We start from the raw sequence: 15,784 nt of genomic DNA, 5'->3' as shown, positions 1-15,784 counted from the left end.
TCAGTCGAAGGCCTTGACCAGGGCGAAGCGCGGCAGCGTCTCGCCCTGAATCTCCACCGTTTCGCAGAACATCTCGAGCGGCCGGACCCACAGGCCGTAGTCGCCGTAGAGGGCACGATAGACCACCAGCGCTTCTTCGTTCTCGCTGTGCTGGGCGACACCCACCACCTCGTAGTCGGCCCCCTTGTAGTGGCGGTAGATGCCCGCTACCGGGCGCTTGGCGTCATGCATCCTGAATCTCCTGTGAATCTGCTGTGCGCTTGGCAAGCCGCGCCATGACCCGCGCCGCGGCGGCGAAGCCGAAGGCGCCGGTGACGAAGGTAGCCGCGCCGAAGCCCGAGGCGCAGTCGAGTCGGGTGGCATCCCCGGATCCCGGCTTGGTCAGGCACACCTCGCCGTCGGCACCCGGGTAGACCAGCTGCTCGTCGGAGTAGACGCACTCCACCGAGAAGCGCCGCTTGGGGTTGCGCGAGAAACCGAAGTCGCGGCGCAGCCGGGCGCGGACCTTGGCCAGCAGCGGATCGTGCTCGGTGCGGGTCAGGTCGGCAACCTGGATGCGGGTGGGATCGGTCTGGCCGCCGGCCGCGCCGGTCACGGTGATGGGGATCTTGCGCCGCTTGCACCAACTGATCAGCGCGGCCTTGGCCAGCACGCTGTCGATGGCATCCAGCACGTGGTCGGCATCGTCGGGAATCCGCTCGGCGAGATTGCCTGGAGTGACGAACGCCGCGTCGGCGACCACCTCGATGCCGGGGTGAATCGCCCGGCAGCGCTCGGCCAGCACCTCGACCTTGGGGCGGCCGATGGTACCGTCGAGGGCGTGGAGCTGGCGGTTGACGTTGGAGACGCAGACATCGTCGAGGTCGATCAGCGTCAACTTGCCGATCCCGGCGCGGGCCAGCGCCTCAACCGCCCAGCTGCCGACGCCGCCGACGCCGACCACCACCACATGGGCATGGCGAAAGGCCTTTGCGGCGCGGCTGCCGTAGAGCCGGCGGATGCCGCCGAAGCGCAGGTCGTAGTCGTCGGCGGTGTTGGCGTCGGAAGGGGGAGCGTCGATATCGGTCATGGGGCGGTGGCGAATGTTGGTGAGTCGGCGTCATGCCAGGCGATGTCATGCTGCGGCAGGTGTGCGGCCCAGCCGAAGCGTTCGAACAGCTGCTGCATGTCCTCCTGCAGCGGTGCGCTGACCTGCAGCTGGCTGCCCTCCAGCGGGTGCGGAAAGCGCAGCTCGACGGCGGCCAGCAGCAGCCGCGGGCAGCCGAGCCGCTCCTTGAAGAAGCGGTTGTGGTTGCCCTTGCCGTGCTTGGCATCGCCGATGATCGGGTAGCCACGCTGCGACAGGTGGCGGCGGATCTGATGGCGGCGCCCGCTCAGCGGGCGCGCCTCGATCAGCGAATAGCGGCTGCTGGGGTAGCGGTCGACCTGTACCGGCAGCTCGACGCTGTCGAGGCGGCGGATCTCGGTGGCCGCCGGCATGGCCGGCATCTGCGCCTTGGGGCGGCTGCCATCCTCCTCGCGCAGCGGGTAGTCGAGCCGCTCGGCCTCGGGGCCGACGCCGCGCACCACCGCCAGGTAGCGCTTGGCGACATGCTGCTCGGTGAACGCCTGGGCCAGCGCTGCGGCGATCTCGGCGCTTAGCGCGAACACCATCACCCCCGAGGTGGGGCGGTCGAGCCGATGCACCGGGTAGACCCGCTGGCCGAGCTGGTCGCGCAGCGTCTGGACCATGAAGCGCGTCTCGCCGCGGGCCAGGGCGGTGCGGTGGACCAGCAGCCCTGACGGCTTGGCCACGACCACCAGCGCCGTATCGCGATACAGGATCGGCAGCGGGGCGCAGGCGTCTCGGCTGGGGGGCGTGGCAGGCATGGCAGCGGCGTCTCGAAATGGGCGGCTATTGTCGCCGCTCGGCGCGCCGCTGTCATCCGTATCGCCTGTGGATATCAGCCGTAGAGCGTTTCCCAGTGGATATCCAGCTTGGGCGCTGCGTCGAGCATGAGCTCGGATTCAATATGTTCGAGATGATGCAGCATGAGCCGGATGGCAGCCGCTTCATCGTGATTCTCTATGGCCTCGACAATTTGGCTATGTTCGTCTTCGGGGCATGCTGGGGTCTGCGGTGCGTCATAGAGTGCGATGATCAGGCACGTCAAAGGACACAGCTCTGCCATCAGCTTCTCGATGAAGGCGTTGCCTGCCAGCGCTGCCAAGAGCATGTGGAATTGACCGGATAGCCGAATGATGCGGCGGCGATCTCCCGTCGCTCGTGCTTGTGCTTCTTCTTCGAGGTGCTGGTGTAGCCGGGCGATGTCCTGTTCACAGGCCCTGGCGATGACGTTACGTACGATCTCAGGCTCGACCAGCCGGCGGGTGGCGAACAGGTCCCTGGCCTCCTCGGCGGAAGGTCGCTTGACGAAGGCGCCGCGGTTGGGGTGCAGCGTCACCAGCCCCTCTTTGGCCAGCAGCGTCAGGGCTTGACGAATCTTGGTCCGGCTCACGCCGAAGGCGCCTGCCAGTTTCTCCTCCACCAGCTTGATGCCCGGCGGCAGCCGATGCTCCATCACCGCGTCGGTGATGCGCTCGGCGATCTGCTCGATGGCCAGTTTGGTGGTGGAGGCTTCCATTGCATTCCCCATTTGTCAGTGATGTCCCGATTCAGTATGCCGCAGCACAGCGCAGATCAGAAGCCGCTAAGAAGCGCGCAGTGCCGGGACTTCGGCTGCACCGTAAAGGTGCCTGTGGTGCATGTTTGCACAATTAATGTGCGTGATCTATCTTAAAAAATTGTACGCAATCTATTAAACAAAACTTCAAACAATAATAAAAACAAAATTTTTAACATTCCAAATCATGGGGTTGCAGGTCACAGCGGCGGTGCGCCAAGAACGACGAGTCCCGGCATGGCATAGGGCTTGCTCAGACTTAGTGAGGTGACCGGGCGCTGGCTCGGCTCCGCCATAACAATGATCCGGAGGGTTTCCAGATGTCCAAGTCCCATACTCTGAAGATGGCTACCTTGCTGACGGCGGGGATGCTGCTGTCGTCCTCGGTGCTGGCAACGGAGCGCTTGCGTGTTGCCGGTAATTTCCCCACCGACCACTCCGTGTCGAGGGCCATGGAGGTCTTCAAGGAGCAGGTCGAGAGCGAGTCAAACGGAGATATCTCTGTCGAGCTGTTCCCGGCGATGCAGTTGGGCGGGGCCACAGAGAACGTCGATCAGGTGCGTTCAGGCAGCATTTTTGCCGTCTTTACCTCGATCGCCTATTTCACTCGCTCGGTTCCCGAGTACGAGGCGGTCAGCCTGCCGTTCCTGTTCGATAGTCGTGATCAGGCCTTTGCGGTTATGGATGGCCCGGTCGGCGAACACCTCGATGAAAAGATGGCCGAGCTGGGCTTCGTTAACCTTGGCTACGGCGAGCTCGGTTTCCGGCATGTCACCAACAATCTCCGCCCGATTACGTCGGTCGAGGATTTCGAAGGGATGCGCATTCGCCTGCAGCCGAATGAAGTCCACCTGCAGACCTTCCGTGCGCTGGGGGCCAACCCGGTGTCGATGGACGTTTCTGAACTCTACTCCGCGCTCCAGCAGGGAGTGCTTGATGGTCAGGAGAACCCCTACAACATCATCGCCAGCCGCCGCTTCAATGAGGTTCAGGAGTACCTCTCCGACAGTGGTCATTTCTACGACTTCATCAATGCCGTCGCCAACCAGCGCAGCTATGAGCGTCTCTCCGAAGAGCATCGTGTGATCGTCGATGAGGCGATGCAAGCGGCCATGGAGTGGCAGCGTGAGGCAGCGGCAGAGGAAGAGGAGTCCTGGCGCGAGCAGCTGATCGAGGCCGGTATGGAGTTCACCCCGATCTCTGCGGACCTGCGCGCCGAGCTGCGTGAAGCGACCATGGAAGTCGCCGAGAGCCTCGCGGAGCGCGTTGATCCTGAGTTCCTTGAACTGGTGATCCAGGAAGCCGAAGCGGCGCTGTGAGGTCAGGCATGACGGACACTTCTGCACCACCGCACGATAATGCCAAGGCGCGGGGGCCCCAGCCCCCGCCACGTTCCAGTGCTTTCAGGCGTGCCAAGCGCATCGTGGAGCTGCTCGATGCCACTACCTACTGGGGCATCGTGGCAGTGATGGGCCTGATGGCGACCATCGTCTCCCTGCAGGTGTTCTGGCGCTACGTATTGGGGTCGTCGATCGACTCCGCCGACGAGCTGTCGCGGCTGTTCTTTGTCTGGGCCATCTTCCTGGCCATTCCCCATGGTGTGAAGCACGGGGTGCACGTGGGCATCGATTTGTTCGTCATGCTGATGCCTGAGTGGATGAAGGAAGTGCTGTTTCGCCTGATGGCGGGCGTTTCGACGACCCTGATGCTGATGGTGATGCTGGGCGCCTGGGTGGCGACCCTCGATCGCTGGCCCGAACTGATGCCGACGCTGCCGATCACCTCGGCGGTCTATTACATCGCGGTGCTGATCTGCGGCGCCCATGCCTTCCTGCACCTGGCCCTGCTGGCCTGGGGCGGGTCGCGAACTTGGGAGGAGCTGACATGACCTGGCTGGCGATAGGGTTGTTTCTGGGCTTGGCCGTCCTCGGCATGCCGTTGGCCTTTGCCCTCGGCTTTGGGTCGCTGGCGGGCCTGTGGATGCTCGATTTCGAGCTGGTGGTGATGCCGCAACGAATGCTGCACGCCGTCAACAGCTTCCCGCTGATGGCCATTCCGCTGTTCATGCTCGCCGGTGAGCTGATGGTGAGAGCCGGGATCATGGACCGACTCATCTCCTTTGCCAACAGCCTGGTGGGCAGGATGCACGGCGGCCTGGCTCACGTGACGATCACCTCCGGCACCATTTTCGCGTCGGTGAGCGGTGCTGCGGTGGCCAGCGCCAGTGCCATGGGCAGTACGCTGGTGCCGTCGCTGCGCAAGTACTACCCGGATGCCTACTCGGGGGCGGTGATTGCCTCGGCGGCCAATCTGGGCCCGGTGATCCCGCCCAGCAATGCGATGATCGTCTACGCCCTGATGGCCGGCTCTTCGGTGTCGGTGGGCGGGCTGTTCATGGCGGGCATCCTGCCCGGCATCTTGCTGGCCGTGGGCTTCATGGTCATTGCCAGCTGGATCTCCTGGAAGCGCGGCTATCCGCTGACCGGCGAGCGCTTCAACCTCTGCAACGTCGCCCGACAGGCGCGGCGCGCCATCGTCATCATCTTGATGCCGGTGATCGTGGTAGGCGGCATCGTAGGCGGGGTCTTTACCGCGACTGAAGGGGCAGCCATCGCGGTGGTCTACTCGGCGTTCATTGGATTCGTTGTCACGCGTCGTCTGCGTATCGCCGACCTGCCGGGCTGTCTCTACCGCGCCGCGGTGACCTCGGCAATGGTCGGTGCGCTGATCGCGTTTGCGTCGGTGCTGACCTTCATTTTCACCATCGAGATGGTGCCGATGATGCTGTCATCGTTCATCCAGTCGCTGACCGCGGATCCCATGATCTTCATCTTGCTGACCATGGCGCTGCTGGTGGTGATCGGCATGCTGATCGAGTCCAACGCCGCCTACATCATGCTGGTGCCGCTGTTCGCGCCCGTCGCCGTGCTGTACGGCATCGATCCGCTCTATTTCGGCTTTCTGTTCATGTACAACCTGGTGGTCGGCATGATGACGCCGCCGGTTGGCGTGCTCTACTTCGTCATGAGCGGCATCACCAAGGTGCCGATGATGACGCTGGTCAGAGAGTCACTGCCGTTCGTCGCCTTCCAGTTCGCGATCCTCGGGCTATGCATCGCCTTTCCGCAAATCGTCACCGCGCTGCCTCGTGCACTCGGTTACTGAATCCTGAGGAGCAGACCATGCCGACACCCTCTCCGTTCGACGCCGAGCACCCCGCCGACCTGGTGATTTACGGCGCGCGCTTACTGACCGTGGACCCACAGCTCGGTGAGATCGCCTGCGGTCGCTTGGTGATCCATCAGGGGCGCCTGGTCGAGGTGGGCCCCCACGCTGCCGGCGAGCCGCTCCCGCCTGCCCGTCGTACCCTGGATATGCATGGCCGCGTGATCATTCCGGGCTTCGTCAATGTGCATACCCACACCATCCTGAGCATGGTACGTGGCGTGGCCGAGGACATGGGCTTCGCCCCGGCCTACACCCCGGGCGTGCCCCACGGCCATGAGGTCAGCGAGGAAGAAGCGGTGGCACTGGCGCGACTGGGCGCCGCCGAGGCGTTGCTGTTCGGTTCCACCCTGATCAATGACAGCTATGTGCATGCCGACCTGACGCTGCCGGCAATGGGCGAGCTGGGCATGCGGGTGATCACCTGTGGCCGCATCCATGATGTGGACTTCAGTCGCGTCCATGAAGGGGTGTGGGAGCATCGCACCGCGATTGGCGAGAAGACGCTGGGTGAGGCGGTGTCGCTGCATGAGCGCTGGCAGGGCAAGATGGACGGCCGCCTGGGCGTCGAGCTGGCGGCCCATGCGCCGGACACCTGCTCCCGCGAGCTGCTGGTGAAGGTGGCCGAGACCCGCGACGCCCTGGGCATCCAGGTCAACGGCCATCTCTCCCAGAGTCGCAAGGAGAATCGTCGCGTCGAGGAGCGCGACGGCATGAGCCCGAGTGAGCTGCTCGAGGATGTCGGGCTGCTCGGACCACGCTTCACGGCCGCCCACTGCATGTACGTCAGCGACAGCGACATCGCGCGTATCGGTCGCGCAGGCACCAATATCGCCCACGTCCCGCGCGGCAATGCCACCGGCGGGCGGATTGCCCCCACCACCCGACTACGTCAAGCCGGCGCCAATCTGACACTGGCCACCGACAACATGCACGCCGATATGGTCGAGGTCATGCGCTGGGCGCTGATCATGGGCCGCGTCCAGGAAGGCGAGGTGAACGATACCTGGCAGCCTCACCATGTGCTGGAGATGGCCACCCTGAACGGCGCCAAGGCGCTTGGCCTGGGGCATGAGCTGGGCTCGCTGACGCCCGGTAAGCGCGCCGATCTGGCGGTCTTCGATTTCCGCCGGCCGCACCTGGTGCCGCTGATCAATGCGCTGGGCAATCTGGTGCATACCGCCCAGGGGCGCGATGTGGAGATGGTGGTCTGCAATGGGCAGGTGGTGGTCGAGGGGGGCGAGCTGTGTTTGGCGGATACGCCGGCGCTGCTGGCCGATGCCCAGCACGCGGCCGAAGCACTCTGGTCCCGCGCCCGGGCCCAGGTCTGACCCTGCCAACGGCTCGAGGAGCGCCCATGAAACTGCTGATCGTCAATCCCAACATCTCGCACAGCGTCACCGAGCTGATCGAGGCCGAGGCGCGCCGTACGGCCAGTCCGGGTACTGAGCTGACCCTGCGCACGGCGGCGCTGGGCGTGGCCTATATCGAGACCCGCGCCGAGGCTGCCATCGGCGCTTACGCAACGCTCAACGAGCTGGCCGACCACTTTTCCGGACACGATGCCGCCGTGGTGGCCGCCTTTGGCGACCCGGGGCTTGAAGCGGCCCGCGAGATGCTGCCGATACCGGTGGTGGGCCTGACCGAGAGTGCGCTGATGAGCGCCGCCATGCTCGGCGGCAAGATCGGCATCGTGGCCATCTCGCGGCGTATTCGGGCCTGGTACGCCGAGACCGTTGATCGCTATGGCATGACCTCGCGTCTGGCCGGTATCCGCTGTCTGGACGAGCCGCTGGCCAATATCGGCAGCGTGCAGCAGGACAAGGGCGAGCAGCTGGTGGCGCTGTGTGAGGCGGCGATTCGCGACGATGGCGCGGATGTGCTGATCATCGCCGGCGCGCCCTTGGCGGGTCTGGCGCGCAGCGTGGCACAGCGAATCCCGGTGCCGGTGGTGGATGGGGTGAGCTGCGCGGTGCAGCAGGCGGAGCTGTTGGCCCGCCTGGGCCCTGCCAAGGCGACCGCGGGCAGCTACGCCGCGCCGCCGGTGAAAGGTGCTGTGGGCTTGTCGCCGGCACTGCGGCAGCTGATCGGCCGGGAGGATCAGCAATGAGCCGTCCTGAGTCGGCCGAGAGTGTCGTACGCCTGCGGCTGGTCTCCCACGACCTCGAGTTCGTGGCCGAGACCCGTCCCGATGCGCCGCACAGCGCGGCAGCCTTTCTCGCGCTCCTGCCCTGGCAGACGCAGCTGGTGCACGTGCGCTGGAGCGGTGAAGGGGTGTGGATACCCCTGGGCGATAAGGACTTCGCCCTGCCCTGGGAGAACCCCACCCGCTATCCCGCTCCCGGCGACGTGCTGTTCTACCCCGGCGGATACAGCGAGACCGAGATCCTGCTGGCCTACGGCGCGTGCAGCTTTGCCAGCAAGCTGGGGCCGATCGCCGGCAATCACTTCATGAGCCTCGTCGAAGGACTCGAGCAGCTACCGGAACTGGGTCGACGCTGCCTATGGCATGGCGCCCAGCCGCTGACCATCACTACCCACCCGACCCAAGGAGGCTCCCAATGACCGTGAACCGCAGTCGATTCGGCGTGCTCACGCCTTCGTCCAATACGGCGCTCGAGCCGCTCACGTCGGCCATGGTGGCCAAGGTTCCCGGGGTCAGCGCGCACTTCTCGCGCTTTAGCGTGACTGAAATCGCGCTCAGCGCGCGGGCGCTGGGCCAGTTCGATGATCGCCACGTGCTGGCGGCAGCCCGCCTGCTGGCGGACGCCCGGGTCGACGTGATCGGCTGGAGCGGCACCTCGGCCGGCTGGCTGGGGTTCGACCACGACGAGACCCTGTGCCAGCGGATTACGGATGAAACGGGTATTCCGGCAACCACATCGATGCTGGCGCTGAATGAGATCCTCGCCGAATACGGGGTCCGCGAGTTTGGTCTGGTGACGCCCTACACCGACGACGTGCAGCAGCGAATTCTCGACAACTACCGCGGCGAAGGATTTGCGGTGGTCGCCGAAGACCATCTGGGCATTAGCGAGAACTTCGCCTACGCCGAGGTCAGCGCCGAAACGCTCACCGCTCAGGTGCGGCGTGTGGCCCAGGCCGGCGCGCCGGCCATCGTGGTGGCCTGCACCAATCTCTGCTCGGCCGACCTGGTAGCACAGTGGGAGGCGGAGCTGGGAGTACCGGTGCTGGATACCACGGCCACCGTGGTGTGGAAGATGCTGCGCATGACCGGACATGGCGAGGCGTCAGTCAGCGGTTGGGGTCAACTGATGGAAGGAGTGATGGCGCATGGCTGAATTCGATCTGGTGATTCGGCGCGCCCGCTGCGCCACCGCAGCCGATGTGTTCGAGGCCGATATCGGCATCCGCGACGGCGTGATCACGGCGCTGGGCAGTGGCCTTGCCGAGGGGCTCGAGGAGATCGATGCCGCCGGCCGCTGGGTGCTGCCGGGCGGCATCGACGGGCACTGCCATCTGGACCAGCCCACCTCTGACGGCTCGAAGATGGCCGACGACTTTCTCAGCGGTACCCGCTCGGCGGCCTGCGGGGGCACCACCACGGTATTTCCGTTTGCCTGCCAGATGAAAGGCCAGAGCCTGCGTGCCGCCGTCGATGACTATCACCAGCGTGCCGAAGGCAAGGCGTGTATCGACTACGCCTTCCACCTGATCGTGACCGACGCGACCCCCGAGGTGCTGGCCAATGAGCTGCCGGCACTGATCCGCGAAGGCTACACCTCGTTCAAGATCTACATGACCTACGACGACCTGAAGCTGTCGGATCGAGAAATCATCGACGTGCTGGCGGTGGCCCGTGAGCATGGCGCCATGGTCATGGTGCACGCCGAGAATGCCGACTGCATCGCCTGGCTCACCGAACGTCTGCTTGCCCATGGCCATACCGCCCCCCGCTATCACGCCGAGGCGCGGCCCATGCTGGTCGAGCGCGAGGCCACCCACCGCGCCATTGCCTATGCCGAGCTGGTCGACGTGCCGATCCTGATCGTCCACGTCTCTGGGCGCGAGGCGATAGAGCAGCTGCGCTGGGCGCACAGCCACGGCCTGCGCATCTATGCCGAGACCTGCCCTCAGTATCTGTTCCTGACCGCTGACGACCTGGGTATCGATGATGACGATCCCCACGGCGCCAAGTGCATCTGCAGCCCGCCGCCGCGCGACAAGGCCAATCAACAGGTGGTCTGGGATGGCCTGGAGAGCGGCGCCTTCCAGATCTTCTCCTCGGATCATGCGCCGTTCACCTTCGCTGGCCCCCAGGGCAAGTTCGCGGCCGGCAGCGACGCCAGCTTCGAGCGTATTCCCAACGGCATCCCGGGGCTCGAAACGCGTCTTGCCCTGCTGTTCAGCCACGGGGTGGAGACGGGCCGCCTGACCATGCAGCAGTTCGTGGCACTCACCGCCACCAATGTGGCGCGCATGTATGGCCTCTATCCGCGCAAGGGCTCGATCGCCGTCGGCGCCGATGCCGACCTGGTGATCTGGGAGACCGGCCTGGACCGGCGCATCCGCAACAGCGACCTGCATCACGGCGTCGACTACACCCCCTACGAGGGCATACCGGTGTCGGCCTGGCCGGCGTTGACGCTATCACGTGGCGAGGTGGTGTGGCGCGACGGCGAGTACCTGGGCGTCGCCGGGCGCGGCCAGTTCCTGCCCTGCGCCTTGCCCGCGCCGGCTCGGCCCAAGCCACGGCCGCCGGGAGGTGCTGCGTGGTAAGCCGCCCACACATGGCTGAACGTCTCGAAGCGCTGATCGCGAGCGGGGTCTCCCCATGAACACACGCACGTGGCCCGGGGGGCGCCTGATCGAGTCGCTGCTGGCGCTCGCGGTGATCGCGGTGGGGGTCATGTTTCTGCGTATCGTGCATGGTACGCCGCCGCCTTTCGGCGACCCGCGCGATATCGGGTCGGCGGCGTTCTTCCCCGGCTTGATCGCACTGCTGGTGACCGGCCTCGGCGTGGTGCTGCTGCTGTCCGCCTGGCGGCCAGCGTCCTCGGTGGCCTTCGAGTCTGGACATACCGCCCGGGCGCTCATGGCCTATGCGCTGATGGTGGCCATGGTCGTATCGATCCGCTTCCTGGGCATCTGGCTGGTCACCATGCTGGCCGTGCCGCTGCTGGCAATGTGCTTCGGCGAACGCCGCTGGTATGTGCTGCTGGCGCTGGCGGTAGTGCCGCCGGCGCTGGTGATTCATCTCTTCGAGGGTGTCATGGGGGTCTACTTCCCCAGAGGGGTGGTGCTGTGATCGACCTGGCCGTACTTCAGCAGGGGCTTGCCATGCTGGCCAGTCCCTGGACCTTCCTGGCGCTGTCGGCGGGGCTTGCCGGTGGCATCCTGATCGGCGCGCTGCCAGGTCTTACGGCGACCATGGCGGTGGCGGTGCTGGCACCCTTTACCTTTTTCATGGAGGCAGCCATTGGCATCCCCTTCCTCTTGGGGATCTACAAGGGGGCCATCTACGGCGGCTCGATACCGGCCATCCTGGTCAATACACCCGGCACTGCGGCGGCGGCGGCCACCGCCCGCGATGGCTATGCGCTGACGCAGCAGGGCAAATCGCGCAAGGCACTGGAACTGAGCCTGTATAGCTCGGTGGTGGCGGACTTCCTGGCGACCCTGATCTTGATCATGGTCGCCATCCCGCTGGCGAGTATCGCCATTCGCTTTGGCTCGTCGGAGTTTGCGCTGCTCTACCTGATTGCCTTGACCATGATTGCCACGGTCAGCGGTGAAAGTTTCCTCAAGGGCCTGATCGCCGCAGGTCTAGGGCTGCTGGTCGCGTCCATCGGGCTCGACCCGATGTCGGGCTACCAGCGCTTCACCTTCGGCAATACCGATCTGCTGGGGGGCGTGTCACTGATTCCGCTGCTGATCGGCATGTTCGCGCTGAGCGAGATTCTCATGCAGCTGACGCACCCCCCGGAGCGGACGCACGATGCCGGGCAGGCGGTGGAGCACGGCGGGGAAAGGCTCAAGTGGGCGGAGTTCTGGGCGCTGCGGCCGACCATCCTGCGTTCGACCTCACTGGGTACCTTTCTGGGGTCTCTGCCGGGCCTGGGCGCTGAAATCGCCTGCTGGATTGCCTATGGCCTGGCCCGCGGCCGCTCCCGCGAACCGGAAAAGTTCGGCAAGGGGTCGCTCGAGGGCCTGGCAGCGGCTGAGTCCGGCAACAACGCCGTGGTGCCCGCGGCGCTGATTCCCATGACCGTGTTCGGTATTCCCGGTGACACCATTACCGCGGTATTGATCGGCGCGCTGATGGCGCAAGGCATGATGCCGGGGCCGCTGCTCATCCAGCAGAACCCCGGCTTCCTGTTTGGGCTGTTTCTGGTGCTGCTGGTCACCAACGTGCTGCTGCTGATATTCGGTTTGGCGGCGATTCGCTGGCTGAAGCAGGTCACGCGGATCCCGCCCACGGTGCTCTACCCCTGCGTCCTGCTGCTCTGCGTGTGCGGCGCCTATGCGGTCAATTCCAGCACCTTCGATCTGCTGATTCTGGTGGTTGGCGGTGGCCTGGGCTACGTGATGCGCCGCACTCATTTTCCCATTGCCCCGCTGATCATCGGTCTGCTGCTGGGGCCGGGTTTCGAGAGCGCCGTGCGTCAATCGCTGGTGTTCTCCAACGGCAGCCTGGCGATCTTCTGGTCGCGGCCAGGCAGCCTCATCCTGCTGATCCTGCTAGCACTGGTCATCTTCACGATGGCATGGCGCGGCCTGGTGAAAGCAGGTGTCATCCGCAAGCGCTCCAACTCCCACCCACCCAAGTCCAACAACACCTGAGGCAACTCACTATGACCCGTCCCCTCCTGTCCCGTACCTTACTGGCCGCATCGCTCGCCGCGGCTACCGCCCTTACCACCGGTCAGGTCCTCGCCGAGGAGAGCCACCTGCCCGATGAGCCGATCCGCTTCGTTACACCCTATCCTGCAGGGGGCTCCCACTCGCTGCATGCCGGTATCATTACCGCGGTTGGCGAAGAGTTTCTGGGCCGACCGCTGATCTCGGTAATCCGCGGCGGTGGCGGCGGTGCGGTGGCCGCCGCCGAGGTGGCCGGCAGTACGCCAAACGGCACCATGCTGCTGTTTGGTGACCCGACCATCAATTCACTGCGCCCACAGGTCGAGGACCTGCCCTACGAGATGGATGACTTCGTGCCAGTGGCTCGCATCAACTACAGTCCGGCGATTTTCGTGACCACCCCCGACCAACCCTTCCAGAGCATTGGTGAGCTGGTCGAGCACGCCGAGGATAATCCCGGCGAGGTGGTCTACAGTTCCGACAACCGCAATGGCTTCACCTACACCGTCTTCGAGATGCTCAAGGCAACAGCCGATATCGAGATGCGTGGCGTCGAACTGGGCGGTGGCGGTCCTGCGGTGACTCAGCTGCTGGGTGGCAACACCATGGCCTATGCCGGTGATCCCAGCGTGGTGGGTGAGCATCTCGAAGCGGGGAGTCTGGTCGGACTATGCGTCACGGATACCGAGCGTTTCGACGCCTACGCCGATATCCCCACCTGCCAGGAAGAGGGCTACGACGTGGTCTTCCAGTTCTGGCGTGGGGTGATGGCACCGGCCGACACGCCGGCCGAGGTCGTGGCGGAACTCAGTGACGGCTTCCAGCGCTTGACCGAAGACGAGGGCTTCCTGCGCCTGATCGGTCAGATTGGCTCCGGCATTCAGTTCCTCGGCCACGAGGAGTTCGCCGAAGCGCTGGCGGCGGAGCAAGCCGCCCTGCGCGACGCGTATCTCGACGACTAACTCGACGCCTCACCGCACAGGAGAGTGTCGGCGGCCCCTGGCATGGGGCCGTCGACCGTTTGTGATGACACACAACGCTGACAAGACCACGACACTGCTGGGCGCTCGTCCGCTCAGTGAGGACGGCTCCCATGTCCTGCCATCGCCGATGGATATCGTTATTCGCGGGGGCAACATCGAGGCGATACGGCCAGCGGGGGAGGCTCCCCCGGAAGGCGATGCCGTCGATGCTTCGGGCACCCTGGCCGTACCGGGCTTCATCAATGGCCACCACCACTCCCATGAGAATTTCCACAAGGGGCGCTACGACCGGCTGCCCCTCGAGCTGTGGATGAACTACGTGCGGCCGGCGAAGCCCCTGCCGTTGACGCCCGACGACGTCTACCTGCGCACGCTGGTGGGTGCCTGCCAGGCGCTGCTTTCAGGCACCACCTGTATCGTCGACGACTTCAACGCCTCGCCGGTGCTCGACCGCGAACACCTCGAGGCGGCACTCGACGCCTATGACGATATCGGTATCCGTGCGCTGCTCGGCCCCACGCTCTTTGATGTGCCATTTCACGAGAGCGTGCCGTTTGTTCACGAGGAGTGCAGCCCAGAGACGCTGGCCAGCCTGGCGCCGAACAAGGTGACCCCTGCGGCAGACTATCTGCGCCTGGTCGAGTCACTCGCCGCGACGCGTCATCCTCGGGACAACCGCGTAGGTGTGCTACTTGCGCCCTCCGCGCCGCAGCGCTGCAGCGATAGCCTGCTCGGCGAGGTGAGGGCGCTGGCCGACCGAACCGGACTGCCGGTGATTATCCACGTCCAGGAAACCCGCCTGCAGGCGGCCTCAGCCTGGCACCAGCGAGGCAAGACGCTGTTCCAGCATCTCGATGAGCTGGGCTTTCTGGCACCGGGGACCTCGCTGATTCACGCGGTGTGGCTGACCCCTGACGATATCGCGCGGATTGCCGCCAGCGGTGCCAGCGTGCAGCACAACCCCAACAGCAACCTCAAGCTTGGGTCCGGGCTGATGCCCATGCGCGCGCTGCTGGACGCCGGGGTCAACGTGAGCCTGGGGACCGACGGCTGCGGCTCCCTGGAGTCCACCGATATGCTCAGGGTGGTGGCCAACACCGCGCTGATTCACAAGCTGCGCGGCGACGACTATCGGCACTGGATTGGCGCCGAGGAGGCGCTTGAGGCGGCCACCCTGGGCGGCGCCCGGGCGCTGGGCATGGAGCAGCGACTGGGGCGGATAGCGACCGGCATGCGCGCCGACCTGGTGCTCTACCGGCTGGATGCGCCGGCCTTTACGCCGCTCAATGACCCGCTGCGTCAGCTGGTATTTGGAGAAAACGGCGGCGGTATCCACTCGGTATGGGTGGAAGGCGAGCAGGTGGTAGCCGATGGTCAACTGACTCGGCTTGATCAGCGCAGGATATCGCAGCGTATCGACCAGGCCATGCAGCGGCTGAGGCCTGCCATCGAGGCCGCCGAGGAGATGACCGAAACCTTGCGGCCGGCCTATGAGCGCATCTGGTCACGCTGCCAGGCGCTGCCCCTGGCGCCGGGTACCATTGCGGCGCGGTTCGACGAATGAGCCTCGAGTGGCTGGGTATTCAGCTGCTCGGCGGTGTCGCGGCGCTACTCGGGGTCCTGGCCTTTCAGTGTCGCCACGATATTCGCATGCTGGTGATGTTGTCGGGCTCGTGCCTGGTGTGGAGCCTACACTTTCTACTCTTGGCGCAGCCCACGGCGGCCCTGCTCAATGTGATCACGGCGGTGCGCAATCTGGTTGGCATTCGCTGTCGCGGCGCCTGGTTTGCGTCGGGCTTCATTGGTCTGTATCTGGTCACCGGGAGTTACAGCTGGCAGAGTGGTTGGGATATCTTGCCGGTCATCGCGGTGATCTCGGGAAGCGTCGGGGTATTTTTTCTCGCCGGCCTGCCGCGGCGCGGGGCGCTGCTGATTGGCAGCCTGCTGTGGCTGGTGTTCAACTGGCAAGCCGGGTCGATCCCGGGGGTTCTGGTGATGTTTGCTGACGGCGTCTCCAACAGCTGGCGAATTTATCGCCTAAGACGCCAGGCCCAGCGCAGCGAGATTTCGGACAGGGGCTAGGCCCTTTGG

At 65.1% G+C, this 15,784-nt stretch carries 17 protein-coding genes; 13 read left to right on the top strand and 4 right to left on the bottom strand.

Annotation, left to right across the window (positions count from 1 at the left end; translation table 11 throughout):
* The 4 genes from QC821_RS07855 to QC821_RS07840 all read right to left on the bottom strand — a co-directional run bounded on the left by QC821_RS07855 (nt 1) and on the right by QC821_RS07840 (nt 2,624).
* Nucleotides 1–231 (bottom strand): DUF1653 domain-containing protein, encoded by a 231-nt coding sequence (locus QC821_RS07855; protein ID WP_309719324.1) that lies wholly within the window; start codon nt 229–231, stop codon nt 1–3.
* Nucleotides 224–1,069 (bottom strand): tRNA cyclic N6-threonylcarbamoyladenosine(37) synthase TcdA, encoded by an 846-nt coding sequence (gene tcdA / locus QC821_RS07850; RefSeq protein WP_309719321.1) that lies wholly within the window; start codon nt 1,067–1,069, stop codon nt 224–226. Before tcdA ends, QC821_RS07855 begins: the two co-directional genes overlap by 8 nt.
* Nucleotides 1,066–1,869, bottom strand: a complete 804-nt coding sequence (locus tag QC821_RS07845) for a pseudouridine synthase (protein ID WP_309719319.1) — start codon at nt 1,867–1,869, stop codon at nt 1,066–1,068. The genes tcdA and QC821_RS07845 overlap by 4 nt, the downstream gene beginning before the upstream one ends.
* A gap of 74 nt (nt 1,870–1,943) precedes the next feature.
* Nucleotides 1,944–2,624, bottom strand: a complete 681-nt coding sequence (locus QC821_RS07840) for a GntR family transcriptional regulator (protein ID WP_309719316.1) — start codon at nt 2,622–2,624, stop codon at nt 1,944–1,946.
* 359 nt (nt 2,625–2,983) lie between these two features.
* On the opposite strand from QC821_RS07840, the gene QC821_RS07835 reads away from it, so the two are divergent.
* From QC821_RS07835 to QC821_RS07775, 13 genes are all read left to right on the top strand, one after another.
* A complete protein-coding gene (locus QC821_RS07835; RefSeq protein WP_309719313.1) occupies nt 2,984–3,982 on the top strand; it encodes a TRAP transporter substrate-binding protein in 999 nt (332 codons plus the stop codon).
* Nucleotides 3,983–3,990: 8 nt separating this feature from the next.
* Complete coding sequence (locus QC821_RS07830) at nt 3,991–4,551, top strand: TRAP transporter small permease (protein WP_309719310.1); 561 nt, start codon at nt 3,991–3,993, stop codon at nt 4,549–4,551.
* A complete protein-coding gene (locus tag QC821_RS07825; protein ID WP_089659266.1) occupies nt 4,548–5,828 on the top strand; it encodes a TRAP transporter large permease in 1,281 nt (426 codons plus the stop codon). The genes QC821_RS07830 and QC821_RS07825 overlap by 4 nt, the downstream gene beginning before the upstream one ends.
* A 17-nt stretch (nt 5,829–5,845) precedes the next feature.
* Nucleotides 5,846–7,219, top strand: a complete 1,374-nt coding sequence (locus QC821_RS07820) for an amidohydrolase family protein (RefSeq protein ID WP_309719305.1) — start codon at nt 5,846–5,848, stop codon at nt 7,217–7,219.
* Between the two features lie 26 nt (nt 7,220–7,245).
* The gene (locus QC821_RS07815) at nt 7,246–7,998 is read left to right on the top strand and encodes an aspartate/glutamate racemase family protein (protein WP_076749221.1); all 753 of its coding nucleotides are present in this window, start codon (nt 7,246–7,248) and stop codon (nt 7,996–7,998) included.
* On the top strand, nt 7,995–8,453 hold the full coding sequence (locus QC821_RS07810) for a DUF3830 family protein (RefSeq protein WP_309719299.1): 459 nt from the start codon (nt 7,995–7,997) through the stop codon (nt 8,451–8,453). Before QC821_RS07815 ends, QC821_RS07810 begins: the two co-directional genes overlap by 4 nt.
* A complete protein-coding gene (locus tag QC821_RS07805) occupies nt 8,450–9,190 on the top strand; it encodes a maleate cis-trans isomerase family protein (protein ID WP_309719296.1) in 741 nt (246 codons plus the stop codon). The genes QC821_RS07810 and QC821_RS07805 overlap by 4 nt, the downstream gene beginning before the upstream one ends.
* Complete coding sequence (gene hydA / locus QC821_RS07800) at nt 9,183–10,628, top strand: dihydropyrimidinase (RefSeq protein WP_309719293.1); 1,446 nt, start codon at nt 9,183–9,185, stop codon at nt 10,626–10,628. The genes QC821_RS07805 and hydA overlap by 8 nt, the downstream gene beginning before the upstream one ends.
* Before the next feature lie 55 nt (nt 10,629–10,683).
* Nucleotides 10,684–11,157 carry a tripartite tricarboxylate transporter TctB family protein gene (locus QC821_RS07795; RefSeq protein WP_309719290.1) on the top strand — a complete coding sequence of 158 codons (474 nt, stop codon included), beginning with the start codon at nt 10,684–10,686 and terminating at the stop codon, nt 11,155–11,157.
* Complete coding sequence (locus tag QC821_RS07790) at nt 11,154–12,692, top strand: tripartite tricarboxylate transporter permease (RefSeq protein WP_309719287.1); 1,539 nt, start codon at nt 11,154–11,156, stop codon at nt 12,690–12,692. The genes QC821_RS07795 and QC821_RS07790 overlap by 4 nt, the downstream gene beginning before the upstream one ends.
* An 11-nt stretch (nt 12,693–12,703) precedes the next feature.
* A complete protein-coding gene (locus tag QC821_RS07785; protein ID WP_309719284.1) occupies nt 12,704–13,672 on the top strand; it encodes a tripartite tricarboxylate transporter substrate binding protein in 969 nt (322 codons plus the stop codon).
* A gap of 64 nt (nt 13,673–13,736) precedes the next feature.
* On the top strand, nt 13,737–15,257 hold the full coding sequence (locus QC821_RS07780) for an amidohydrolase family protein (protein ID WP_309719281.1): 1,521 nt from the start codon (nt 13,737–13,739) through the stop codon (nt 15,255–15,257).
* On the top strand, nt 15,254–15,775 hold the full coding sequence (locus tag QC821_RS07775) for a YgjV family protein (RefSeq protein ID WP_309719278.1): 522 nt from the start codon (nt 15,254–15,256) through the stop codon (nt 15,773–15,775). Before QC821_RS07780 ends, QC821_RS07775 begins: the two co-directional genes overlap by 4 nt.
* Nucleotides 15,776–15,784: the final 9 nt, after the last annotated feature.

This window comes from Franzmannia qiaohouensis (genome assembly GCF_031451695.1).
Classification (GTDB): domain Bacteria; phylum Pseudomonadota; class Gammaproteobacteria; order Pseudomonadales; family Halomonadaceae; genus Franzmannia; species Franzmannia qiaohouensis.
The sequence above is the reverse complement of the archived record's forward strand: the minus strand, read 5'-3'. Positions and strand labels throughout refer to the sequence as shown.